Origin of the sequence: Acinetobacter guillouiae CIP 63.46, from assembly GCF_000368145.1 — a bacterium.
GTDB lineage: Bacteria > Pseudomonadota > Gammaproteobacteria > Pseudomonadales > Moraxellaceae > Acinetobacter > Acinetobacter guillouiae.
Window position 1 is genome coordinate 1,552,284 of the sequence record NZ_KB849283.1, and the last position, 25,240, is coordinate 1,577,523.

Below are 25,240 nucleotides of genomic sequence, written 5' to 3' on the forward strand. Positions count from 1 at the left end.
ACGAAGTGACTTTATACGCCTTAAAGGCAAGTAATACAACCTTTATTCAATATATATACCTAAAAGATCCACTTAATTATCCTATTCACACAATATTTATACTTTATGCATTGTTTTCAAGTGTGCTTAGATAAATACAGAAACAGAAAATTTCGGATTGATTAGATTGAATCTCTTTCGTTAAATCCACAACATCATATTAAACACCAAACATCGCTAATCTCTATGCCATGATCCAAGTTGCTAAATAAAAAAAATATCCTTAAGCACCTATCAACATAAAGATCAGTAGCATGATAGGAAATTTATTTTCAATATATTTCAACACATCAAAACTCATAAAAGCCCACCTTTTGATGAGCTTTTAGATCCATTTGTATTTACTTATACACCCATACCCCAGAAGGGATATTACCAAATAAATGTATAAGCAAAGTAAGAACAATAAACATAGAAAAGAAGAATGCGATGTTTATAGATTTAGATATCATGTAATCACCCTTATTTTATTGTTGTTGCTTTTTTATACACTAATAACGTGAATTTTTCAATCATTAACATGAATATAAATAAATCACTTTAAAATCTAAGACGCTACAATGAGCATAAATAGTAAAACATTTTATGATAATTACATCTACTCTCCTCCTTATAAATACCTCTTACCTTATAAATATCTTTTAGAGCATTATAGTTTAACTATATATAGCAATTTTTGGCGTAAAAAAGACGCTTTAAGCGCCTCACCATAAACTTCATTATTTACAACCTATTTCAACTTATATTGCTTAATCATCTACTCAATCTCAAAAAAATGCTTTTCTGTGACTATTTTTATCTTTATCTCTTTATAATATCTAATCATTGGGTCATTTGCATCTTTGCTGATTTTATCTAAAAACTTATTCTCTTTCATTAATTTAGAATAAGTTTTATAACCTATAATTAATCTTTGTGGATCCTTAATTTCTTTAAAATCATCAATTTGCTTATTGAGTTCTTTTAGATTAATACCCATGTTGGCTGCCCTCAATTGTTTTATTCAATATAGCACTCATTTATGACATTTTTTTGGCGAATTAAGAAAAATTAAGCGATCAAAAATGCCTCATATCTTTGTAAGGCATTCTTCAATATTTTGCTATATCTTTCATCAATCCTTAAAACATCGGTGACTTAACTCTAGTCACTACATAAACTTATGATTCAGTGATAAATAAGGGATGATTTGCTTTATAAATCGCTAATTTTTTTATTTCATTTTCCAAATAATCTGCTGGTTCTTCTTTCCATGTCGCTTTTCCACTATCAAAATCCGAGTTACTTAAAGTCCAAGAAGAAATCAAACTGTAAACAAATGTATTATCAGCAAAAATTAATTTTGTTTTATCACTCTTATCACTTGTAAACACTTTATGTGTAGGTAAGGACCCAAATATACCCACGTGGGTATACAAATATGTAAAGGTTTCATTCATCGTAATGATTACTCTTGTCGTTAATCACTATACTACCGCATTCAGCTCTATTTTATGAACTTTGAGCAAAATTCTAAATCCTTAACCGCTTAAGGATTTTATTAAAAAATAGTCCACTAAGGCTATGCTATAAATAATTTAAACACTAAGGCAAAAAAAACCTGCATCTTTGGGGAAAGAATGCAGGCAAAAACCGATGATTCGGTGATAAAAGGAATACCTACTATTTTACTAGGGTTTGATTTTATTTGTCAGTGGCAATATATAACAAGTGCTATAGCTTGCTTTCAATTGGTGAAAAATACTCAATATAAAGGTAGAAAAGAAAATAAAAAACTTATAAATACATTTTCAATCAAAGCATTACAAGTGATTTAATGAACACTTGTTTTTCTTTAGTAGCTTATATTTGGCTGCTAATTTATGCTTTTTAGGATCGATCTTATCGAGTGGTTGGCTATAAAAACTTCACCAACAAAGCAACTCTATTTAAAGCATTTCCAAAAGATCAGTTCTCTTTTTAGTGTTCAAATTACTTTTATATTTTTTCAATTTTCAAAATTACAAATAGTCCCCCATCAATGGCTTATATTGATCAATTCATAACTTTCATGGGGATGTTGATTCTAATCCCTCTTAAACCTTACTCAAGTCTAAAATTGTCATGCTACCCCAATACACTGCACCTGTATCAATGTAGTAGCAATTATCTCGCTTGATAGGCATTTTTGTGACGGTATGCCCCATGATGACCATATCCACACCTTGAACTTTAGTATATTTCAGATTCTCTAAATCAAAGCGTTCTCTACCCCACATTGCAGCGTCCGTAGGGAATCGCTTAGCTTCAATTGCATATCTGATAGCATCAAAATCATCAAGATTATGCTTAAACAACTCCCAATCATTTTGCTCAATATGCCCATGTACAAAGCCAAACTTACGATTGTTATGTGTTATTTCAAGTGCAATCGGTAGTTGCTTAAATTTGTTTATAATTTTATGTTGAGTTTGAGCATCCAAATCGTAAAACCACTCTCCCCCATTGGCGATATGGCAACGGCGAAAGGACTCATTAAACAAACCTTTAATACATAAGTCCTCATGATTCCCTCGAATTGAAGTAAACCAAAGTTGATCGATTAAATTCACACACTCAATATTTTGAATACCACGATCAACCAGATCACCAACAGCAACCAATAAATCGTTTTCAAAGTTAAAGCCTATCTCAATCAAGCGACTCATCAGCAAGTCGTAACAACCATGAATATCGCCAACTACGTAGAGCTTACCTTTGATTGTCTTATTCCAAATTTTGACTAAGTTCATGACGCTGTCCTCTTAAGCGGATTTTCAACCATTTACTGCAATGTCCAATCTGTATAATTGTTTTGTTGTACACCGCATTGATGTATGAATAATTTTGTTTGCATAGCTTTGGCTAATTAATATGAGCTATACATCAATTTTTATTTTCAGTAATAACCCATTTGCTTGAGATTAAGCAGGCTTTTAACAGCTTTAAAAATACATTGGCTGGAAATGAATCAGACCTATTTTGAATGCTTTACATCACCAGTAGCGTTAGTTTGGGGAAATATGAATGCTTAGAATTGCATGCTTTTTGATAAGTCTTATTGTTATATAGTCAAAATAACAATATCTTCTAATTAAGCCATCTATAAAGGTATAGCCACCGCCATCATTTTTAACTTTCTAGATTTTTCTTATGAGTCGAAATTTAAGCTTTTATTTTTGAGTCTGTGAGACTTACAACGAGTTTAGCCATTTTGAGGGTACATTTTTATTGGATTTTGCGGTATACCGTATAAAGTACCGTTAAAAAATTGAGCAGTGGACATACATCATACGATGAACTGAGACAATAAATTCTATCAATGTCTTTAATATAGGTGTTATTGAGACAAATTGGAACAGCAAGATGGTACGCCCAGCGGGACTCGAACCCACTCCACAGGCTTCGGAAACCTGTACTCTATCCAGTTAAGCTATGGGCGCTTAAATTGAGATGGCACATCATAACAAAAAAAACCGCGAGGTAAAGCATTTATAAAACAACTCTTTTGATTGATGCTCATGCTTTAAACAATGTTGCATATTTGCAATGCAGAATTCCTTCTAACTTACTTGGTTTATTTAAAAAGATCGCTCACAATACACACTCCATAAACCAAGTGAGAATTTCATGACTGATGCTCTGACGTTAAGAGATTTATCTAAAACCTATAGAAATGGATTCCAAGCACTCAAAGGAATCAATTTGACTGTTCCAGAAGGAGAGTTTTATGCACTTTTAGGACCAAATGGCGCTGGTAAATCGACAACAATCAGTATTATCAGTTCCTTGGCACGGAAAACCTCAGGTACTGTGGAAATTTTTGGTCATGATTTAGATACCCACCCTTCACATGCAAAACAATGTCTAGGTGTCGTTCCTCAAGAATTTAACTTCGGTCAATTTGAAAAAATCTTCGACATCTTAGTCACTCAAGCGGGTTATTACGGTATTCCGCCTAAAATTGCACAACAACGTGCTGAAGAATATTTAGAAAAATTAGGTTTATGGGATAAGCGTAATACTCAGGGGCGCATGTTGTCTGGTGGTATGAAACGCCGTTTAATGATTGCGCGAGCCATGATGCATGAACCTAAACTTTTGATTTTAGATGAACCCACTGCAGGTGTAGACATTGAGTTACGCCGTTCAATGTGGGATTTTCTTACAGAAATGAATGAAAAAGGCACCTCGATCATTTTAACCACACACTACTTAGAAGAAGCAGAAATGCTTTGTCGTCAGATTGCGATTATTGACCGTGGTGTTATCAAAGAAGATACATCAATGAAAGCATTCTTAAACCAATTGAGTGAAGAATCTTTTATTTTCGATTTAGAAAATCCGATTGAACCAATCATGATTGATATCATTGGTGTGAAATTTAATCTGATTGACCCCATGACCTTAGAAGTCACGATGGATAAAGCGCATTCTTTAAATGATTTATTCCAGCTTTTAGAAGCGCAAGGCATTCGTGTTCGCAGTATGCGCAATAAATCAAATCGTCTTGAAGAGTTATTTGTGAAACTGGTTGAGAAAAATCTTGAAGGAGTTGCAGAATGAATTTTACTCAACTACGTATTGCACTCTATACATTAGTTCAAAAAGAAATCCGCCGCTTTATGCGAATTTGGCCGCAGACCTTATTACCGCCTGCGATTACCATGAGCTTGTACTTTGTGATTTTTGGTAATTTGGTCGGTTCTCGTATTGGGCAAATGGGTGGATTTAGCTATATGCAATTCATCGTGCCGGGTCTTATCATGATGGCGGTAATTACAAACAGTTATGCCAACGTATCTTCAAGTTTCTTTAGTGCTAAATTCCAAAAAAGTATCGAAGAACTGATCATGAGTCCAGTTCCATTACATATGGTCTTATGTGGTTATGTGATTGGTGGTGTTGCCCGTGGCGTTCTTGTTGGGGCAATTGTCACTGCAATGAGTTTGTTTTTTACTGACCTTTATATACATAATATTTTCGTCACGATATATACCGTAATTATTACCTCGTTATTGTTTTCTTTAGGCGGTTTTATCAATGCTGTATATGCAAAATCGTTTGATGATATTTCGATTATCCCAACCTTTGTATTAACACCCCTCACCTACTTAGGCGGTGTATTTTACTCGATTAGTGCTTTAAGTCCATTTTGGCAAAATCTTTCTTTAATTAACCCGATTGTATATATGGTCAATGCTTTCCGTTTCGGAATTTTAGGTCATAGTGATGTCAATGTTTCATTGTCTTTACTTATCGTGACCCTTTTCTGTGGCGTACTGTATATGATTGCTTACTATTTACTTTCTCGTGGTTCAGGAATGCGTGAATAATGTCTGTTGAAAAATCTTTATTGGGTAAAGAAACCGATTACCCAACTACCTATCAACCCGAAGTTCTTTTCCCAATCGCTCGTGCACAAGCACGGGAGCAATATGCGGATGTAACGGGTATATATAAAGGTCAAGATTGGTGGCATGTATTCGAAATTTCTTGGCTCAATAGCAAAGGGATCCCGCAAGTTGCCATTGGGCGTATTGCACTCCCAGCAACATCACCAAATTTGATTGAATCGAAGTCGTTAAAGCTCTACTTTAATAGTATGAACTTTACCCAGTTTGATTCTCATCAAGCTTTTATCGGTACCGTTGAAAAAGACTTATCTGCTGCTGCACAAGCAGCAGTGACTCTAACTTTATTTCAAGTTGATGATTTAGACATTACCAAACCAACCGGTATTTGTATTGATGATCAAGAACCTGACCAGCTGGTCAATCATCCAGATGCAAGCCTTTTGGCCTTTGATCAACAAAATACACAACACGGCGAAAGCGTTGAAATTCAACTGTATTCACACTTATTGAGAAGCAATTGCCCTGTGACTGGACAACCTGATTGGGGCACTGTTTTTATCCGATACCAAGGTAAAAAACCTTGTTATCGTAGTATTTTAGCTTATATTATCTCGTATCGTCAGCATAACGGTTTTCACGAACAATGTGTGGAACAAATCTTTGCCGATATTTGGCAAAATTTAAAACCTGAAAAGCTGATGGTGTATGCAACATATACACGTCGTGGTGGTTTAGATATTAACCCATGTCGTGTATCTGATGAATCATGGATGCCAAGCCCAATTCGATTGGCGCGACAATAAACATTGAGGTTGAAAACATGCCTTTTTTTGGTTTTGTACCTTCTGAAGAACTATTAAAGAACATTCAGACCGGTATTGAGAAAAAAAACTCTAACGAACCACTTTATCCTTTACGTGATCAAACTGCCTTACTCATTAATGAAGAAATTATTGATACGCTTTTGATTGAACTTGTTCGTCGCTTCCCTGCAAGTGACAAACGAGATACTGCTGAAAAATTAGCAGGCTATGTCAAATCGACTGTTGCTGTGTTACTTAAACAATTATTAAGTAAAGCAGACAATGATGTGGTTCGTCAGTCTGTAGAGTTTTCAGAACGTAGTCTATTTAAAGATCCACAAGGTCAATTCCGTGTCGGTGTGAATTTAGAATCAAGTTTAGTCACCAATCTTAAAAATAGCTTTGCTGAAGTTCAAGCAAATGGTGATGTTAATCGCGCTGTATTGTCTGAACAATTCAAACAATTCTCAGATGCGACGATTAATCATTTTATGCGTGATTTTAATAAAACGCTCGACTTGGGTATGATCAAACGTAAAGCTGCGGATATTGGCGCGTCTGCTGTAGGCAAAGCAGTGCATATGGCAATTGATAAGTTGATTCCAAATTTAAATAAAGATGAAATCACAGCTGTTGCAGAATATTACGATACTTTATTTTTTAATTGATCGTTAAAATTCGATTGGATTTTTAAATATAAAAAATGCCCTTCTTTGTAAGGGCATTTTTTATAAAGTTACTGAGCTATGCTTTTAAGGATAATAATTAACCATTAAATTCATAAACTTAAAATCATGATAAAACGCTATTCCTTGATCTATCTAAAACCTATTCAAATTCAAAACCATTTAATTCAATCTATTTAACCCACTATTTTCTAATTTAAATATTTCAACCTTAAAATAATCACAAAATTCAGCTCATAATTTTGTTGCAAAGTATTGATATTCATTGCCTTCGAGGGGGATTGTGATAGCATGCGCAAAACACATTTCCCGCACAAAATAGACCAATGGCACCAAGCTCTCAATATAAATTTTTACGTCAATCTCCTCGTGATGGTCTGAGTACTGCCATGATCCCCTCACGCTGGCAAAAACTCCATATTGACCCTTGGTTGAGCTTATTCCTAATTTTAAACGCGATGCTCGGTTTAACCGTCCTTTATAGTGCGTCTGCACAAGATATGGGGCTGGTTTCCAAACAAGCCATGAGCTTTGGTATCGGTTTTCTTGTCATGTGTGGTTTAGCCCAAATTCCCCCTAAAGTTTATCAAGCTTTTGCACCTTACTTTTATCTGTTTGGACTGGTCTGCTTAGTCGCAGTTAAAGTGTTTGGTGAGGTTCGTATGGGTGCCCAACGCTGGATTGGGATTCCGGGTTTTGGCAGCGTACAACCCAGTGAGTTTTTAAAAATTGGGATGCCATTGATGATTGCATGGTTTTTATCTCGTAATCCTCTACCGCCTAGTTTTAAAAATGTCTTTTTATCACTGATCATGATCGGCATTCCTTTTATCCTGATTGCAGAACAACCCGATTTAGGCACATCACTGCTCATCTTGGCCAGTGGGATTTTTGTGCTGTTTCTGAGTGGTCTTTCTTGGAAAATGATTTTAGGTGCAGTGAGTGCTGTTGCTGTAGTGATTCCAGTCGCTTGGGAATTTCTACTACATGATTATCAACGACAACGTGTTTTAACTTTATTTAATCCAGAAGCCGATGCCCTAGGCACAGGCTGGAACATCATTCAGTCTAAAACAGCGATTGGTTCGGGTGGCTTTATGGGTAAAGGTTATTTGGAAGGCACTCAATCGCACTTACATTTTTTACCTGAAGGCCATACTGACTTTATTATTGCCGCATTTTCTGAAGAATTCGGTCTGATTGGTATCCTACTTCTAATCATCATTTATTTTTGTATTATCTTTAGAACCTTTCAAATGAGTTTACAATGCTTCCATAATTTTGGTCGACTTGTAGCCGGTACTTTTGCTTTGTCATTTTTTGTTTATGTATTTGTAAATGCGGGCATGGTCAGTGGTATTTTACCTGTAGTCGGTGTGCCATTACCTTTTATGAGTTATGGTGGTACTGCAATTATTACTTTAATGGCCACTTTTGGCATTGTGATGTCTATACATACACATCGTTAATTTTTTATCATAAATAATTAGGAAATATAACCTATGTTTACTTTTGGGCTTTTACAGAAGGTTAAAAACATCACTTTTTGTGCAGCTGCATTTTCACTGACCAGTTTCTGCCAAGCCAATGATTTTGCCAGCAACCCTGAATACAATAATTTTAAAGCCAAAACCATGCAAACCTATGGTTTAAGTAGCGAACAAATTGATTGGGCTATGAATGGCTCACGCAATTTACCCAATATCATCAGCATTATGGAACGACCAGGTGAAAGTAAGCCTTGGTATCAGTACAAAACTAATTTTCTAGCTGAAGGCACCATCCAACGTGGTGTGCGTTTTAAACAACAATATGCAGATACGCTAAATCGCGCAGAACAGCAGTTTGGGGTGCCTCAAGCAATCATCCTAGGCATTCTAGGGGTCGAAACAGGTTATGGTTCAAATAAGGGCTCCTTTATCACCCGTGATGCACTTGCAACCCTCGGTTTTGGTTATCCCCGCCGTGCGCAGTATTTCCAAGATGAGTTGGGTGCTTTAATTGCATGGTCATATAAAGATGGCGTTCCAACCAATTCGATTGTTGGGTCTTATGCAGGTGCAGTAGGTTATCCGCAATTTATGCCAAGTAATGTGTCTAAATTTGGCGTGGACTACGATGGAAATGGTCATGTTGACTTACGTAACTCTGCGGTCGATGCGATTGGTTCAATTGCCAACTATCTGGCTCAACATGGCTGGCAGCGTGATCGCCCTATTGCGTTTTTAGCGCGTTATACAGGGAACAATCCTGAAGCGATTATTGCAAAAGATTTAACTCAGCCTGTTCCCTATGGATCACTTAAAAATTTAGGGATTTCTCCATTAAATCCAATCGTCAAAATTGATGACTTGGATTTGGTTAATGTGATTCAATTACAGGACAGCAATGGCCCTATTTATTATATTACTTATCCTAATTTTCAAGTGATTACGACATATAATAGAAGTCGTATGTATGCCACTGCTTTATGGCTTTTAGGCACCGAAATTGTAAGTCGTTAAGACTTGCAATTTCCTAAACAACAAATAAGTCAAGATTTTTTTATGTTAATTTGATCACATTTAATACTTTTTTCATACCTTGTTACAATATTGGTTATTTTTTAATCAAAACCTGTAAGAATTTGTCCTTTTTGTAACTGTTTCTTAAATAATGCTAGACACATTTATTCCAGCTTGAATATTATCCTTTCCGTTAAATGCAGTTGCACAAGTGAATTTACAGACCTCTATGGTTAATTTTCAGCGACTTAGAAAATTAAAATTGAGGTTCCAAGGAGTTAAACGATGCATGCTTCACTAAAATATATGATGGCCCTGACCATGGGTCTGAGTATGACGCAGGTCAACTCAGAAATGGTTCAGTCATCATACTTAAACAATGATTCGGATAGTTCGAGTCTAGCTTCTCGTGTGATTAGCAAAGATTCAACAAATTTCAACTCTCATTTTTCAAACCTAAACAGTTTGTCAATTACTGAACGTTCTGGCGATCAAGTCCGTCGTCAAACTATTGCAGCAAAGATTCAAGTTCCTGAAGATGAGCCTTCAGTAATTGATAAACTTAATGAAGTTGCTTCAAACACAGTTCGCAAATTTAGCCAAACTGGTGTTGCATCTTGGTACGGTCGTCAGTTCCACGGCCGTAAAACCGCAAGCGGTGATACATTCGATATGAATGATTTGACTGCTGCACACCGTAGCTTGCCATTAAACTGCTTTATTCGTGTAACCAATAAAGACAATGGTAAAAGCGTAGTGGTTAAAGTCAACGATCGTGGTCCTTTCCATGGTAACCGTGTACTTGACCTCTCTTACGGCGCTGCTAAGCGTTTAGGTATTACAAATTCAGGAACAGCACGCGTTAATATTGAACGCGTAGATGGTCCAAACTCGTAAATCACTGCATGCATTTAACAAAAGCCACTTTCCAGTGGCTTTTTTATTGCAAAAATAAAAATACAGATGTCCGAATTGCCCCCTTAACTTTCCAGTTATGCCCCTTTTCTTTCAATGCATTCCAGATAAAATAAAATGCGAGTCGATACAGGATGTATCACTAAACAGAAAACGAAAACCGAAGTTTAAATTCTAAAAGTAAAAAAGTGAGCCATGCATGGACGTGAACAGCAAAACGCCAAACTTCGCGCATACACCCCTCAGCAAAACCCAAAAAGTAATCGCACTTGGTTTTGCCACGCAAGGCTTGGGTTATGCCAGCGTCATGACTGCGCTTCCCACAATTAAAAGTCGATTCAGACTTTCAGATGATCAACTGTCGATTATTATCCTTGGCGTCTGTATTGCAGCAGCACTGGGTTCTATTTTGGCAGATCGACTCGCTGTAAAACTAGGTTCAAGGCTGGCTATTGTTATCGGCTTGCTATTTGAAGCCATCGGTATTGCAATTGCAGCATTTAGTTCCAGTGCCATGATCATGGTCGCTAGTTTTTTACTTTATGGGCTTGGACTTGGATGTTTAGATGCGGCATTGAATATGCAAGCTGTCATGATGGAACAAAAACTTGGAAAAAGCGCCTTAGGCGGTTTCTTTGCCTGTTATACCGCTGCTGCGTTCCTTGGTGCGTTAATCATGTCCGCGACAGTCTCAACCACACTTGGGGCAACAGCGGCATTGTGCATTGCTGTCATGATGTGTTTGATTACATCGCAAGTGTCAAAACGGTGGTTATTTCAACAAAAAGAAAATGCTGCCCTACCCCATCAACAACGATCACTAATTCCGCATAAACAATTGCTTATTTTTGGTGTGATCATTCTAATCGCCTTTACTGTCGATTCAGCAATCAGCACTTGGAGTTCAATTTATCTTAAAGATATTTTAGCAAGCTCAGCCACAGTCGCCCCATTGGGTTATGCCGCTTACCAAATGGGTATTTTACTCACACGTTTAAGTCTGGATTATCTCTTAAAATTTAAAAGCGCTGCATGGGTTGCCTTCATCACAACGCTGATTGGTGCAACAGGCTGCGCCATAGCTGGCTTAGGACATTCATTGGCGATTGTCATTGCTGGTTTTGCACTGGCTGGTGTTGCGGTAGGTGCATTAGTCCCGCTGACATTTTCAGCAGCAGGTCGTCTAGATGAAAATCGTCGCGATGAAATTATCGCACGTGTGAATATTTTTAATTATGGTGGGGCTGTAGCAGGAGCTGTGATTATTGGCTTACTTGCTGCTCCTATCGGTTATGGTCCCTCATTTATTGGTTTAGCACTGGCACTGTTATCTGTGATTTATTTTAGAAAAAGATTTATTTAGGCTGTATATAAATAAAAAATCGTTTAGGATGAATCGAGATCATTACTTAAATGTAAAAACACTTATCATTTTTTAAACACATATCAAACCTATACGCAGGTCAAAATCTTTGCTAGTTTGAATAAAATAAACAATTCAATTCATCTGTTTTGAGCAATATTTAATAAAACAAATTTGGGGATTATTCATGTTTCAAATCAGTAGCCCATCAAAACTTGTTCGTGCAATTGCACCCATCATCTGCGTAATTGGCCTTGGCTCGCTTAGCGCATGTACCACAGTATCTCCAACAAACACGAATACAACCGCTGATCTTGCAACATTAACGCAAACAAACACGCTATTTTACGGTGGCTCAATTTTAACCATGCAAGGCATGTCACCCCATTATGTCGAAGCGCTAGTGGTCAAGGATGGAAGAATTGTCTTTGCAGGCGATTTAAAACAAGCGCAAAAATTAAAACAAAAAAATACCCAAGAGATTAACTTAAACAGTCATACCCTGCTGCCTGGTTTTATTGATGCACATAGCCATTTAAATAGTGTAGGTCTACAGCAAACTGTGGCAAATCTCTACCCTACGCCCGATGGTAATGTTTCAGATATTGCATCATTGATTCATGAACTTTCACTATGGCAACAAAACAATCCTGACTTTATCAAAGCAACCTCAGGCTGGATTATTGGAAATGGTTATGATGACGCCCAAATTAAAGAAAAACGACATCCTACAGCAGATGATTTAGACTTGGTTTCCACCAATCACCCAATTATTGTTTTACATCAGTCAGGACACTTAGCCTCTGTCAATCATAAGGCTCTTGAACTTTTAAACATCAATAAAAATACCCCAAATCCAACTGGCGGTATTATTCGCCGTAAAGCAAATTCTCAAGAGCCAAATGGTGTACTTGAAGAAGCTGCTGTTTTTTCAGCAATGGCAACTGCATTTAGTAAAGTTCCACCTGAAATCATGCAAAATATGGCAAAAACAGCACTGAATACCTATATCAAAAATGGCTATACCACTGTACAAGAAGGTCGTGCTGATCATGGTACAGCTGAATTATGGCGAAGTTTTGCGGCCATCAATCAATTGAATATTGATGTCGTGGTTTATCAAGATATCATCAATGAAAAAGAATACATGCTGAAAAATGGCAGTAGTCTCAATTATCAAAATCATTTTAGAATTGGTGGGGTTAAAATCAGTCTAGATGGCTCCCCACAAGGCAAAACCGCATGGCTAACGCAGCCTTACTTCATCCCACCAGAGGGAAAACCTAAAGACTATCGTGGTTATCCAGCCTATCCAGATACAAAAATGGTTCAAGATGCAATTAATCTGGCTTATAAGAATCATTGGCAAATTCTTGCACATGCCAATGGTGATGCTGCAATTGACCAATATCTCGCAACTATTGAGACAGCCAACGCACAATATGGCCAAGCAGATCGCCGCAATGTAATTATTCATGCACAAACCATGCGTGAGGATCAATTAGATCAAGCCAAGAAATTAGAGCTTATTCCTTCGTTCTTCTCATTACATACTTATTACTGGGGCGATTGGCATAAACACGAAACACTCGGTGCAGAACGTGCAAACCGAATTTCCCCTACAGGTTCTGCATTAAGAAAAAATATGATTTTTACTGAGCACCATGATGCTCCAGTCATCCCTCCTAAAAATATGATGGTGATTGATGCAACCGTCAATCGTACCACCCGTTCTGGAGATGTATTAGGTGAGGATCAAAAAGTCAATCCTTATATTGCATTAAAATCAGTCACAGATTGGGCCGCATACCAATACTTTGAAGAAAAAGACAAAGGTACCTTAGAAAAAGGCAAATTGGCGGATCTTGTAGTGATAGATCAAGACCCATTAAAAGTGCCCACTCAAAAGATTAAAGACATCAAAATATTGGCAACCTATAAAGAAGGTCAATTGATTTATCAAAGTCCCCAATAAGGATCAGTAAGGGATAGTCGGGATAGGACATGCTTAATTCGAAATTTTTAATCATACTATTGGGCCTAAGTGGTTTTGCTTATGGAAATATCGCTATTTTCAAAGCCACTTTTCCTGATCTAAAAACCAACCAAGCACCTCACCCACAACACCAACTTGAACAACTTCCCGCAGCCACACTCAGCAATAATGTAACAGTGGATACCTATATTGCAGCAATTCCTAATCCTTTTAACGATACAGGATTCTACAAAGATGATGCCGTCTGTAAGATCAACAATACCCAACAAGTAAAATGTCAGTTCAGTTATAAATTATCTGCGACTCAAGCAAAAAACTTTAAAATCATCTTACTGCCCGGTATTGGTCCTGTACTTGTCCCCCTATCATGGCAAGTGATCAGCACAGATATGGGACCTTCTGGCGTTGCGTATGCTGTGCTGGCAAGCCGTAAAAAAGATGAAGCCATCACCATTTATAATTCATCCGCGTGTGCTGGCTGTGCCATGCATAGCGCAAGTTTATATTTCCCCAATGTGAGAAAACTTAGTTTAGACAATGAATTTGGAGCCATTGAAGATAAAAACCACCTGTTAAACATTGTCAAAGCCAATAAAAATAAAGTGTATTTTAGCTATCAAATTCCCAACTATCCCAACAAAACACATGGGATCGCCTATTATGCCGATGAAAGTGATGGCAACGATGTCACCAATTTTCAGGAAATCAAAGTCACAGTTAAACCAGAACACCAAAGCTGGGCACGTGATATTTTAAATTTCTATCAGGCAACACATTGAAATCCCCCTGACCAGCACTTGGTTTTATTTAAAGCCAGTATTTTGACCAAAACATTATTCTGATTTATATTGTTTTCAGCAAAAATAAATATAGCCAACCACACGCATGGAGCGCCAAATGAAAACAATCACCGAATGGTTTGATGAATATAGCGAAAGTCATCAAAACAAAACCAATAAAGCCATCCATTGGGCTTGTGTCCCCGCGATTTTATTTGCCATCATTGGGATTCTTGCACATTTTAGTGCTTTGCTTACCGCACTGCTTCTGGTTCTTACCCTCGTTTTCTATGCCCGTTTGGATATTGTTCTTGCTGTAGCAATGACCGCATTAATTGCAGTCATGGCATGGATCATTTACTTACTTCCTGTTGGTGTTGGTTTCTATATTGGGGTGTTTATTTTGGCTTGGATTGGTCAATTTTATGGTCACAAAGTCGAGGGTAAAAAGCCTTCTTTCTTTAAAGACCTTCAATTCCTCCTCATTGGCCCTGTATGGTGTATGGATGCCTATCTTGGTAAAGTACTACCCAAATGGAAAACACGCCAGAAACTGGCTTTTTAGCGCAAATAAACCAGAGGGAAAATCCAATTCGGCTTTTCCCTCCATTTTTTTCAATTTAACAGATAAAATAATCCGTAAAAGCACAATAAACTTAAAGCTAAATTGACTAGAATTTTCTTAGAAATAAGTGCTAAAACAACACAGATCACTGCTGTTAAAAAATAGGCATCCAAAGGCAATGCACGGAATTGATCTCCATTAAAAAATACAATTGGTGCACAAATTGCAGTCAGTAAACATGGTGCTGAATACTGCAACATATTTCCAATCACACGAGGTAATTTCAGGGCGATTTTAGGTTCCAAGAAAAAGTAACGGTTAATCAATACAATGCCTGCCAAAGTTAACAATAAAGCCCATGTCATTTTGCTACGCCTATGTTTTTTACTCCAACGATCTTTGCCGTACACATCGCACTAAACATCCCCAAAATCCCGGATAGCACAATGCCCCCTTCAAATTGAAAATATTTAAAAATACAGGCAGATAGCAAAGTACACATGACGCCTACCAAAGTTGCGCTATTTTTCACCATAGGCACAATAATCAAAATAAATACTGCAACAATTGAAAAATCTAAATGTAAGCTTTCTAAATTTGGAATTGATTTAGCCAGTACAATTCCTAACACACTAAATAGGCACCAAGCCAAATAAAAACACAACCCAGCACCAAACAAATAAGCAAAGCTGCGCTGCTTATCTTTGCCAATGCCGACAGCAAACAGTTCATCTGTCAGCAAGAAGCCAATTAATATGCGTTGCTTAAACGGAAAACGACTGACATCTTGACGAAAATTAAGCGCATAAATTAAATGCTGACTGGTTAAGAAAAATACCGTAATCATAATCGTCAAGGCAGATGCATGTGACATGACTAAACCTAAACTCACCAACTGTGCTGCACCTGCAAATACAACAGCGGACATTGAGAATGCTTGTGCAAAGCTTAATCCAGCATTGATTGCCATTGAGCCAGCCAGAATACCCCAAGGCAGTACGGCGATAGATAAAGGTAAAATATCGACCACACCTTGGAAAAAAGCCTTTTTATTTTGCTTAGACTTCGGCTCAATCTCGGTAGTATAAGATTCAAATTGATCACTCATTTGCAAAATCCAAATCTAAGAATTTAATCAGTATCTTATAAATGCTCAGTGATCGCTTGGATGAAATTGCTATTTGGTGAGGGGCTGTGAGCGTTTAAATGGTTATTTCCGAATACATTTATTAAATATTTAAGGTACTTAAATATTGAGAAGGCGTAACCCCGACTGCTTTTTTAAAATGTCGATTAAAATGACTTTGATCTGAAAAACCACTATTTTGGGCCGTCATTGCAATACTCTGACCTTGTTTTAATAATTGGCGCGCTTTCTGTAAGCGGACCTGAACCAACCAGCTATGCGGTGGTAATCCCGTATATTTTTTAAATTCACGTAAAAAATGCCAAGGGCTTAATCCTACATATGTCGCCAAATCAGTGAGCGAATAATCATGCTCAGGGAAGCTGCTTAATAAATCTTTAACTATTTCAACTTTCCGTTGTGCTTCTGGTAATTCAGCAGGTGTTAATTTGGCACGACCATAGCGACTGATTAAGCGGGCTAAAGTGGATAAATACATACTCTCTTTCAGTAAAGTATTTTCTTTTTGTTCTAATAAATCAAAAAGTAAACAGAGTTGCTGTGCCAATCCAACATCTTGCACAACTGCTTGTGGGAACCACGGTACGCTATTTTTAACACTAAAAAAATCTTGCCCTGCATCTAACAACATTTCTGGCGTTGGATAAATTGCACGATATTTCCAGCCTGACTCGACAGCAGATGAACCTGTATGAATTTCATCAGCATTGACTAAAATAATGTCGCCCTTCGGTGCTGTATGTAACTGCCCAGTCCGATAAAAACTCTGTGCACCATCTTCAATCACACCAATACAATAACCTTCATGCACATGCTTTGAAAATTGCTTATGGTGATACTGTGCTTTTAACAATTCTAATCCACCCAATTCTTTTAGGTGAAAGTAGCTTGCCCACTCCTGCATTTTTTCTATTCAGACTTTTGATAATAATTTAAAAATAGCATGTTTATAAAAAGCGTATAGAACAAAATTGCTATCTATACGTTTAAACAAGACCTAATCTTTTGTGCACCTAAGAAAATAACCAATAGATTACTGATAGGTTTTTCCATTATGTTTTAGCCAACCATCTTGATGACGACGGTTTGGATCATGGTGTGTCCAATGCATTACACCACCTTGATTACTATATTCATACTCGCCAAAAAATTCGACAGTATCACCTTTGCGTAAATTATCTATGCGTGGTGCTAAATCAATATTATGCGCAACCAGTACAGTTAAGCCATTATCCAGTGCAAGAATAAATTTTTGATGACGTGAACCTTCATTATCATCACGCAACACGGCTTTTACTCGACCAATGGACTGTACTTGAACATTACTGAGTTTTACATCATAGGCTTTTCGAATAACCTCAAGACCATTTTGATTTTGACTATTGGCAGACGGCTTATCGTTAAATTGGTTATCTTTACTTTGCTCATTCACCTGCTGTGTATTGTCTTGTGAATGATTGTTTTGCTGATCGATCGATTCAACTTTAGAGGATTCAGTTGCTTGATTTTTTTGTTGATTAAGATCAACACCTATATAAGCTGCGACGATCACTGCGATTACAGCACCAATACCAAGTTGAGTTTTATTTGCCATAAAGTTTGAGTCTAATCAATGTTCATTGTGGAATTATAAAAGAATAATCTTTTAGATATGTATGAATTAATTCTTCTGAATCTACTTCAATTAAATTACAGACAAAAAAAACCCCTCTAAGGAGGGGTTTTCAATAATTATACTCAGTGAGTAAAAATTATTTAGCAGCCGCTTGAGCAGCCGCAACTTCTTCTGCAAAGCTCATTTCAGCTTTCTTCTCAATACCTTCACCCACTTCGAAGCGAACGAATTGAGCTACAGTTGTTGCAGTCGCTTTCAATACTTCAGCAACTTTTTTGTCGTTGTCGATTACGTATTGTTGACGCTCAAGAACAACTTCGTTCAAGTATTTTTCAACTGAACCAGTCACCATTTTTTCAACGATGTTCGCTGGCTTACCAGATTCAATCGCTTTAGCTTCTGCAATTTCTTTCTCTTTCGCGATAAGATCAGCAGAAACATCTTCAGCAGTTACAGCAACTGGGTTGAACGCAGCAACGTGCATTGCAATACCTTTACCAGTTTCAGCAGAACCTGTGTAAGAAACAACAACACCGATTTTTAAACCGTGTTTGTAAACTGCAAGGTTTTCACCTTCAACAATTGCAGCACGACGAACTTGAATGTTTTCACCGATTTTTTGAACAAGCGCAATACGAGCTTCTTCAACAGTTGAACCATCTTCAAGTTTCAATTCAGCAATTTGAGCAGCATCAGTTACACCAGCAGCAAGTGCAGCAGCAGCAACTTTCGCAGAGAAACCAGCAAAGTTTTCGTCTTTAGCAACGAAGTCAGTTTGACAGTTTACTTCTAAAAGAATTGCTTTGTTACCTTCTTGAGCAATTGTGATCGCGCCATCAGCAGCAATGTTACCAGCTTTTTTAGCTGCTTTTGCTTGACCTGATTTACGAAGATTATCAATCGCTAATTCGATGTCACCGTCTGCTTCTGTTAATGCTTTTTTGCATTCCATCATTGCAAGACCAGTACGGTCACGTAATTCTTTTACCATGCTCGCAGTAACTGCAGTCATGTTGTTCTCCTAAATACGGTAGAATATGAATCTGTTCAACAAAAACGGCCCAAAGGTTCCTCTGGGCCGTTTTGCTTTCTCGACGCTCAATTTGTCATCATTTTAAATCACAAAAATGACAAGCTTGCGTCAAAACGCATTAAGCCTCAGGAGCTTCTTTCGCAGCTTCTTCGCCTTTAGCTTGAGCATTCGCTTGAGTTTGAGCGTATTCTTTACCAGCAAGAATTGCATCAGCCATTGCAGAAGCATAAAGTGTAACAGCACGGATCGCATCGTCATTACCAGGAATAACGAAATCTACGTTATCTGGGTTAGAGTTTGTATCAACGATACCGATTACTGGAATACCAAGGTTTTTAGCTTCTTTAATCGCGATTGCTTCGTGATCAACGTCGATGATGAACAATGCGTCAGGTAAACCACCCATGTTCTTAACACCGCCTAAAGAGCGTTCAAGTTTTTCCATTTCACGAGCGCGTTCTAATGCTTCACGTTTAGTAAGTTTAGCAAAAGTACCATCTTGTGATTGAGTTTGAAGATCTTTCAAACGGTTGATTGACTGACGAAGAGTTTTCCAGTTAGTCAACATACCACCCAACCAACGGTGATCAACATAAGGCTGACCAGCGCGTTGAGCTTGTTCACGAATGATGTTAGAAGCAGCACGTTTTGTACCAACGAACAATACTTTGTTCTTTTTGCTTGCTAGATTGTTAACAAAATTCAAAGCATCATTTAACGCAGGAACAGTATGTTCAAGGTTGATGATGTGAATACGGTTACGCGCACCAAAAATGTATTGACGCATTTTTGGGTTCCAGAAGCGAGTTTGGTGACCAAAGTGCGCGCCAGCTTGAAGAAGGTCGCGCATGCTTACGTTGTAATCTGCCATTTTCTTTACCTTAAAAGTTTGGGTTAGGCCTCCATATGTCCGCATTCTCCACCCTTTCAGGCACCCAGAGTAATGTGACGACATATGTGCGGATTTTTAAATTACCCTTATCAATATTTCCATAAACCATTCACAAAGAAAGTCACAGAAAGCATTTGATAAATTGGGCGGCTATTTATACCATAGTCACATACAAATTTCCAAAAGTTTTTAAAGATCATGAACAGTACTTACGAAGCACCACGTCGATTAATCAAAACCGCAGATGAAATTGAAAAGATGCGTGTTGCAGGTCGATTGGCTGCAGAAGTTTTGGATATGATCAAACCGCATATCAAACCAGGTGTCAGTACACTTGAATTGGATACGATTTGTCATGACTATATTGTCAACAAACAAGACGCTATACCTGCATGTTTGGGTTATGGTGCTGCGCCAGGTCGCCCTGCATTCCAACATGTAATTTGTACCTCTGTAAATCATGTGGTATGTCATGGTATTCCATCTGCAAGTAAAATTTTAAAGAAAGGCGATATTCTCAATATTGATGTGACTGTGATCAAAGATGGTTATCACGGCGATACCAATATGATGTATGTGGTTGGTGGTGAAACATCGATTATTGCTGAACGTTTGTGTAAAGTTGCTCAAGAAGCAATGTATCGTGGTATGGAAACGGTGAAACCGGGTTCAACCATTGGTGATATTGGCGCAGCGATTCAGAAATATGTTGAATCAGAACGCTTTAGTGTAGTGCGTGAATATTGTGGTCATGGTATTGGTACAGTATTTCATGATGAGCCTCAAGTCCTTCACTATGGTCAACCCAATTCAGGCATGGTTTTGGAAGAAGGTATGACCTTTACCATTGAACCAATGGTCAACGCTGGTGTTTGGCAAACACGTTTAATGGGTGATAAATGGACGGTGGTGACCAAAGACCATAGTCTTTCAGCTCAATACGAACATACCCTGCTGGTGACCAAAGACGGTGTAGAAGTTTTAACCGCGCGCCCTGAAGAAGATCTATCTCGTTTTCAAAAATAACGAAAGTCATTGACTAAAATGACTTATGCTGCTTAACAAAAGGTCATATTCATATGGCCTTTTTTTATTGCATGCATTTTTTCTTGTCTGCCAAGTCAATGTTTTATGGTTATTTTTAGTATTGATCATGGTCTATTTTTAGCATGTAATATCATGACAACATGATTACAGTTGTATTACATTTATAAACTTATGATAAATAAAACATTAAAAAAAGAACATTCACTTAAAAAAAGCCTTTGTAAAGACTACATTAATTAACAGCAAAAACTTCTAATAATAAAAACGCATAAAAATTAGTATCAATTACGGACATGGAGTCCAAACCTATGAAAAAATCATTACTTTGCATCATGACCTCATGCATGACTTTACCGATGATGGCGCATGCAGATTCACCTTATTTTAGTCTGAAAGATGGTGATGGATTTAAACGCTTTTCTGTTTCAGCAGGTTGGCTACATGCAATGCCACAGGGTAATGCTAATCCTATCAAAGTGAATACTGCCGTTGCAGAAGGAACACAATCTAAAGTAGGTGATATTTCTAAAAAAGCAGTTTTAGACGCAGCAGTTAAAGAATCCAATCCTTTTCTTTATGGCGCAATCGGGCTTTTGGGTGACACGATTCCTGGCGCTTTAACGGGCACAGCCACAGTCAATGGTCTATCCAGTTGGACCTCTGAAGGCACTGGTCTAACAGCAAAAGATGTTGATACTTTTGGTCTGATGGGAAATTACTACTTCACTGATAATCTTTCATTAGAGTTTAAAGCAGGTGTTCCGCCTAAAGTTGAGATAGAAGGCAAAGGCCAAATCTATGCACCATTGACCGGTAAAGATTCTACACCACTTGGCAGTATTGACTTGAAAAAAGATATTGCAATTACTGATTTAACAAAACATTCAAAAGCAGCATCTGCAACTGCATGGTTGCCAGCGGCAGAACTACATTATCAATTTGGTAAATCTGGTGTAAATAAACTTCGGCCTTATGTTGGTGTAGGTGTCATGTATGCACATTTTACTCACCTAAAAGTCGATAATGGCGTAAAAGACGATCTGATTGCAGCAGGTCACATGATCCAGAACGTATTAGATGGACAGGCTGGGGCAGCACTAGATGGCAAAAAATCATCTGCAAATCCTGTAGTTAAAGTAGAAGCAGATGATGCTTGGGCACCAATGGCAACACTGGGTGCAACCTATGATTTTAATGATCGCTGGTTTGGAGTAGGCTCTGTCACTTATGCACCAATGAGTAGTGATGCGACCATTACTATTTCAGACTCAAATACCAACAAACAACTTGTCACAGCCAAAACCAAAATTGATATTGATCCTCTGATTACTTATGTTGGTGTGGGTTATCGCTTCTAAAAGCTAAATTTATTTTCATTAAAATGTGCTGACTGATCACTAAAATTTATCGATTGATAAATTTTTATTCTATCGCTAAGTCCCATTGAATCATCTACAATTCTCATATGATGATTCAATGGATAGCTTATGTCAGTACAACAGGACGACACGCGTTTCTCTAAACCACTCATTTATATGCTTATTGGAAGTGCTTTTATTCTGGCACTCTCTTTAGGTGTACGTCACGGTTTTGGGCTTTATCTTGTACCCATGAGCCATGAGTTTGGTTGGAGTCATCAGATTTTTAGTTTAGCCATTGCCATACAAAATCTATTCTGGGGCGCAGTACAACCTTTTACTGGTGCGCTTGCAGACAGATATGGGAGTAAGAAGATTGTTGCAATAGGCGGGGTGCTCTACACCATTGGTCTGTTGTTAATGTCTATCAGTTCAAATGTGCTGTTACTGGATATCAGTGTCGGCTTAATTATCGGCTTAGCCCTCTCTGCAACATCATTCTCGGTATTACTTTCGGCCGTAGGACGAGCAGCGCATCCAAGCAAGCGCAGTATGGCAATGGGTATTGCCAGTGCAGCTGGTTCATTTGGGCAATTCATTATGTTGCCAACCACCCTGCTTCTCATTAAAAATTTCGGCTGGTCATCTGCATTGGTCATTACAGCAATGCTCATTGTGTTGATTGTTCCATTGGCATGGATGCTTAAAGCACCCATGTATGTACCACCAAATGCAATTAAACAAGCGATAAAACCCAATTTAAGCTTTAAACAGATTCTTAAAATTGCCTTTCAGCATAAACCCTTTTTATGGTTGGCCTTTGGTTTCTCAGTGTGTGGGTTCCAAGTGGTTTTTTTAGGCATTCACCTGCCGGGTTATTTGATTGATCATGGTTTTGATGCCTCCACTGGAACGATCTTTCTCGCATTGGTTGGTCTATTTAATATTATCGGAACCTATACCGCTGGTTGGCTTGGTGGCAAGTATTCTAAACCGCATCTGCTTATGGGTTTATATGGTTTACGTGGCATTGCGATTGTTACCTTTCTCATGCTGCCATTGAGTATTTGGACTGTTTACGCCTTTGGTATCGTTATGGGGATCTTATGGCTTTCGACTGTACCCCTAACCAATGGTATTGTAGCCAATATGTTTGGTGTGAAATACTTAACCATGCTAAGCGGTCTGGTTTTTTTCACTCACCAAATCGGTTCTTTTTTTGGTGGATGGCTAGGCGGTTTAAATCATGATATAACGGGTAACTACAACATCATTTGGGGATGCTCAATTGCCTTGTGTATAGTCGGTGTTATTGTGCATTTCTTTGTTAATGAAGAGGCTGTGGTTAATGACTAACTCATTCTCGTGGTTCAAGCTCAGTATCTGGTTGGTTATTGTTATTCTGTTCGGGCTGTCAAGTATGCTGTGGTTGAACACGCCTGAATTATTTGAATATTTTAATATGGCTTTTTGTGCGCATTAACCCATTGTCCAATAGCTAGATTAATTGCTTTCTTTCAAAGCCCTAACGTCTTTTAGGGCTTTGTTTTGTAATCATAAGCCGTTCAACATTTTTAATTTAAACCTTGTTGGAACAAAGTCTGTTTTGAACTTCACCCAAGATATCAAAAGTTCACTGAAATTCAGCGCTATCTTCTGCAAATAGAAAGCAGACCCGCCTTTCAAACGGCTTTAGTGAAAGGACAATGGCCTGCTGACACATTTAAATCGTATTGGTCTAAAGCAGACCAGAAGCAACCTTAAAATCAATTTTCTAAGTCGCGACTACGCTTTTCCCAATCTTTATTAGGCTGATTTTCGCGAGTTTACTCGCCCTTGAATCACCGCTTTGATATTATTTTTTGCATAATTAAAGAAAACCTTGAGTGGAGAAAGCTTAGGATTTGGCTTCTTCCCTTCACCAATTGCTTTAAACTGAGCGGCATACCACAGAATTTCCATGATCGCCATTTTATCAACAAAAGGGATACCGGTTTTGATTTGTTCTACTGCATATCGAACGTCCTGACCAGCAATCAAGTTGTTGCTGACTTCAGGTTCTACCGCAAGAGGACGTGCAATCCCAATAAATTCACACGCACCACTGTCTAAAGCCGCATTCATTCCTTGCGCTGTACGGAAACCACCTGTCACCATAAGATGACATTTGACTTCTTTACGAATTTTTTCTGCAAAATCCAAGAAATATGCTTCACGTGCAATCGTACTTTGCTTACGTTTATCCGCTTTTGCACCTGCCATTGCCGGTGCTTCATAGGTACCACCAGAAATCTCAATCAGATCGATCCCTGCTGTATCAATGGCTTTAAATACTTGAACCACTTCTTCTTCTGTGATTCCACCACGCTGGAAATCTGCAGAGTTCAGTTTGACTGAGATAATAAAGTTTTCTGAGGTTTTAGCACGCACTGCAACATAAATTTCTAACAAGAAACGCATGCGGTTTTCAATCGAACCACCCCATTGATCTTGACGTTTATTGGTCAATGGTGAAAGAAATTGACTGATCAAATAACCATGTGCGCCATGTAATTGTACACCTTCAAAACCGGCTTTTTCACAGATCCGCGCAGCTTCAGCAAACCGTTGAATGATATCTAAAATTTCTGCTTCATTGAGTGCACGTGGTGTACCAAATGTCGTCGCCAACATTGGACTAAAAGGCACTGCTGAAGGTGCCACTGTTTCTTTATTGAGTCCTTTTGGACACTGGCGACCTGGATGTGATAACTGAATCAGTTGTACCATCCCGTGCTTTTTACCCACATTTGCCCATTCAGTCAGTTTGGCAAGATCACGCTCAGTTTCAACTACAACAACACCCGGCTCATTCTTCGCACGGAAATCAACCATCACATTACCCGTAATGGCACAACCTAAACCGCCTTTCCCCCAAGCATCATATAAACCTAAATGCAATTGGTTCGGTTGCCCTGCATGATTGGCCAATGCTTCACTCATCGCACCTTTAATGATTCGGTTTTTAAATCGCGTGTTTTTTATTTCTAATGCTTGTGCAAGATGGCTCATGGTCAAATCTCTTTAGTGATTAGAGCTTTTACTCTAATTTAAATTTATAATAGTTCAAGCGTAAATCTGACA

25 protein-coding genes and 1 tRNA gene are annotated in these 25,240 nt (G+C 38.0%); 15 read left to right on the plus strand and 11 right to left on the minus strand.

Annotated features, from left to right (window positions below; all coding sequences use genetic code 11):
* Positions 1-796: 796 nt before the first annotated feature.
* Together F981_RS12335 and F981_RS12340 are read right to left on the minus strand one after the other, a co-directional pair.
* A complete protein-coding gene (locus F981_RS12335; protein WP_004721994.1) occupies positions 797-1,018 on the minus strand; it encodes a hypothetical protein in 222 nt (73 codons plus the stop codon).
* Between the two features lie 181 nt (positions 1,019-1,199).
* Positions 1,200-1,478, minus strand: coding sequence for a hypothetical protein (locus tag F981_RS12340; RefSeq protein WP_004721995.1), 279 nt, complete (start codon positions 1,476-1,478; stop codon positions 1,200-1,202).
* A 180-nt stretch (positions 1,479-1,658) separates the two neighbouring features.
* Here F981_RS12340 and F981_RS12345 point away from each other — a divergent pair, with 180 nt between their 5' ends.
* Positions 1,659-1,856 (plus strand): hypothetical protein, encoded by a 198-nt coding sequence (locus F981_RS12345; protein ID WP_035371590.1) that lies wholly within the window; start codon positions 1,659-1,661, stop codon positions 1,854-1,856.
* A 258-nt stretch (positions 1,857-2,114) separates the two neighbouring features.
* Here the strand turns inward: F981_RS12345 and F981_RS12350 are convergent, their stop codons facing one another.
* Both F981_RS12350 and F981_RS12355 read right to left on the minus strand, forming a co-directional pair.
* Positions 2,115-2,810, minus strand: a complete 696-nt coding sequence (locus F981_RS12350) for a metallophosphoesterase (protein WP_004721998.1) — start codon at positions 2,808-2,810, stop codon at positions 2,115-2,117.
* Positions 2,811-3,424: 614 nt separating this feature from the next.
* A tRNA-Arg gene (locus F981_RS12355) sits at positions 3,425-3,500 on the minus strand.
* Between the two features lie 187 nt (positions 3,501-3,687).
* Here F981_RS12355 and F981_RS12360 point away from each other — a divergent pair.
* From F981_RS12360 to F981_RS12410, 11 genes are all read left to right on the plus strand, one after another.
* Positions 3,688-4,623 (plus strand): ABC transporter ATP-binding protein, encoded by a 936-nt coding sequence (locus F981_RS12360; RefSeq protein WP_004722000.1) that lies wholly within the window; start codon positions 3,688-3,690, stop codon positions 4,621-4,623.
* Positions 4,620-5,393, plus strand: coding sequence for an ABC transporter permease (locus F981_RS12365; RefSeq protein WP_004722002.1), 774 nt, complete (start codon positions 4,620-4,622; stop codon positions 5,391-5,393). The genes F981_RS12360 and F981_RS12365 overlap by 4 nt, the downstream gene beginning before the upstream one ends.
* Complete coding sequence (gene queF / locus F981_RS12370) at positions 5,393-6,217, plus strand: NADPH-dependent 7-cyano-7-deazaguanine reductase QueF (RefSeq protein ID WP_004722004.1); 825 nt, start codon at positions 5,393-5,395, stop codon at positions 6,215-6,217. Before F981_RS12365 ends, queF begins: the two co-directional genes overlap by 1 nt.
* Positions 6,218-6,234: 17 nt before the next feature.
* Positions 6,235-6,885, plus strand: coding sequence for a hypothetical protein (locus tag F981_RS12375; protein WP_004722006.1), 651 nt, complete (start codon positions 6,235-6,237; stop codon positions 6,883-6,885).
* A 344-nt stretch (positions 6,886-7,229) separates the two neighbouring features.
* Positions 7,230-8,372 (plus strand): rod shape-determining protein RodA, encoded by a 1,143-nt coding sequence (rodA, locus tag F981_RS12380; protein WP_004722007.1) that lies wholly within the window; start codon positions 7,230-7,232, stop codon positions 8,370-8,372.
* 33 nt (positions 8,373-8,405) lie between these two features.
* Complete coding sequence (gene mltB / locus F981_RS12385) at positions 8,406-9,407, plus strand: lytic murein transglycosylase B (RefSeq protein ID WP_004722009.1); 1,002 nt, start codon at positions 8,406-8,408, stop codon at positions 9,405-9,407.
* A gap of 285 nt (positions 9,408-9,692) precedes the next feature.
* Positions 9,693-10,304 (plus strand): septal ring lytic transglycosylase RlpA family protein, encoded by a 612-nt coding sequence (locus tag F981_RS12390; protein WP_004722011.1) that lies wholly within the window; start codon positions 9,693-9,695, stop codon positions 10,302-10,304.
* Between the two features lie 217 nt (positions 10,305-10,521).
* Positions 10,522-11,685 carry an MFS transporter gene (locus F981_RS12395; RefSeq protein ID WP_004722013.1) on the plus strand — a complete coding sequence of 388 codons (1,164 nt, stop codon included), beginning with the start codon at positions 10,522-10,524 and terminating at the stop codon, positions 11,683-11,685.
* Positions 11,686-11,872: 187 nt separating this feature from the next.
* Positions 11,873-13,660, plus strand: coding sequence for an amidohydrolase (locus F981_RS12400; RefSeq protein ID WP_004722014.1), 1,788 nt, complete (start codon positions 11,873-11,875; stop codon positions 13,658-13,660).
* Positions 13,661-13,689: 29 nt separating this feature from the next.
* Positions 13,690-14,460, plus strand: a complete 771-nt coding sequence (locus F981_RS12405; protein WP_004722015.1) for a DUF4850 domain-containing protein — start codon at positions 13,690-13,692, stop codon at positions 14,458-14,460.
* Between the two features lie 118 nt (positions 14,461-14,578).
* Entirely contained in the window at positions 14,579-15,025 is a 447-nt protein-coding gene (locus F981_RS12410) for an Mpo1 family 2-hydroxy fatty acid dioxygenase (RefSeq protein ID WP_004722016.1), read from the plus strand.
* Between the two features lie 50 nt (positions 15,026-15,075).
* Here the strand turns inward: F981_RS12410 and F981_RS12415 are convergent, their stop codons facing one another.
* The 6 genes from F981_RS12415 to rpsB all read right to left on the minus strand — a co-directional run bounded on the left by F981_RS12415 (position 15,076) and on the right by rpsB (position 19,691).
* A complete protein-coding gene (locus tag F981_RS12415; RefSeq protein WP_004722017.1) occupies positions 15,076-15,390 on the minus strand; it encodes an AzlD domain-containing protein in 315 nt (104 codons plus the stop codon).
* Entirely contained in the window at positions 15,387-16,133 is a 747-nt protein-coding gene (locus F981_RS12420; protein ID WP_004722018.1) for an AzlC family ABC transporter permease, read from the minus strand. The genes F981_RS12415 and F981_RS12420 overlap by 4 nt, the downstream gene beginning before the upstream one ends.
* Positions 16,134-16,254: 121 nt before the next feature.
* Positions 16,255-17,076: an AraC family transcriptional regulator gene (locus F981_RS12425; protein WP_004722023.1), complete on the minus strand. Its 822-nt coding sequence runs from the start codon at positions 17,074-17,076 to the stop codon at positions 16,255-16,257.
* A gap of 129 nt (positions 17,077-17,205) precedes the next feature.
* The gene (locus tag F981_RS12430; RefSeq protein ID WP_004722024.1) at positions 17,206-17,766 is read right to left on the minus strand and encodes a DUF3465 domain-containing protein; all 561 of its coding nucleotides are present in this window, start codon (positions 17,764-17,766) and stop codon (positions 17,206-17,208) included.
* A gap of 157 nt (positions 17,767-17,923) precedes the next feature.
* Positions 17,924-18,799: a translation elongation factor Ts gene (tsf, locus tag F981_RS12435; RefSeq protein WP_004722025.1), complete on the minus strand. Its 876-nt coding sequence runs from the start codon at positions 18,797-18,799 to the stop codon at positions 17,924-17,926.
* Between the two features lie 139 nt (positions 18,800-18,938).
* On the minus strand, positions 18,939-19,691 hold the full coding sequence (gene rpsB / locus F981_RS12440; RefSeq protein ID WP_004722027.1) for a 30S ribosomal protein S2: 753 nt from the start codon (positions 19,689-19,691) through the stop codon (positions 18,939-18,941).
* A 219-nt stretch (positions 19,692-19,910) separates the two neighbouring features.
* On the opposite strand from rpsB, the gene map reads away from it, so the two are divergent.
* The 3 genes from map to F981_RS12455 all read left to right on the plus strand — a co-directional run bounded on the left by map (position 19,911) and on the right by F981_RS12455 (position 23,473).
* Positions 19,911-20,738, plus strand: coding sequence for a type I methionyl aminopeptidase (gene map, locus F981_RS12445; RefSeq protein ID WP_004722029.1), 828 nt, complete (start codon positions 19,911-19,913; stop codon positions 20,736-20,738).
* 329 nt (positions 20,739-21,067) lie between these two features.
* A complete protein-coding gene (locus F981_RS12450; protein ID WP_004722031.1) occupies positions 21,068-22,117 on the plus strand; it encodes an OmpW family outer membrane protein in 1,050 nt (349 codons plus the stop codon).
* 129 nt (positions 22,118-22,246) lie between these two features.
* The gene (locus F981_RS12455) at positions 22,247-23,473 is read left to right on the plus strand and encodes an MFS transporter (protein WP_004722032.1); all 1,227 of its coding nucleotides are present in this window, start codon (positions 22,247-22,249) and stop codon (positions 23,471-23,473) included.
* A gap of 450 nt (positions 23,474-23,923) precedes the next feature.
* Here the strand turns inward: F981_RS12455 and F981_RS12460 are convergent, their stop codons facing one another.
* Positions 23,924-25,168 (minus strand): NADH:flavin oxidoreductase/NADH oxidase family protein, encoded by a 1,245-nt coding sequence (locus F981_RS12460; RefSeq protein WP_004722034.1) that lies wholly within the window; start codon positions 25,166-25,168, stop codon positions 23,924-23,926.
* Positions 25,169-25,240 lie beyond the last annotated feature (72 nt).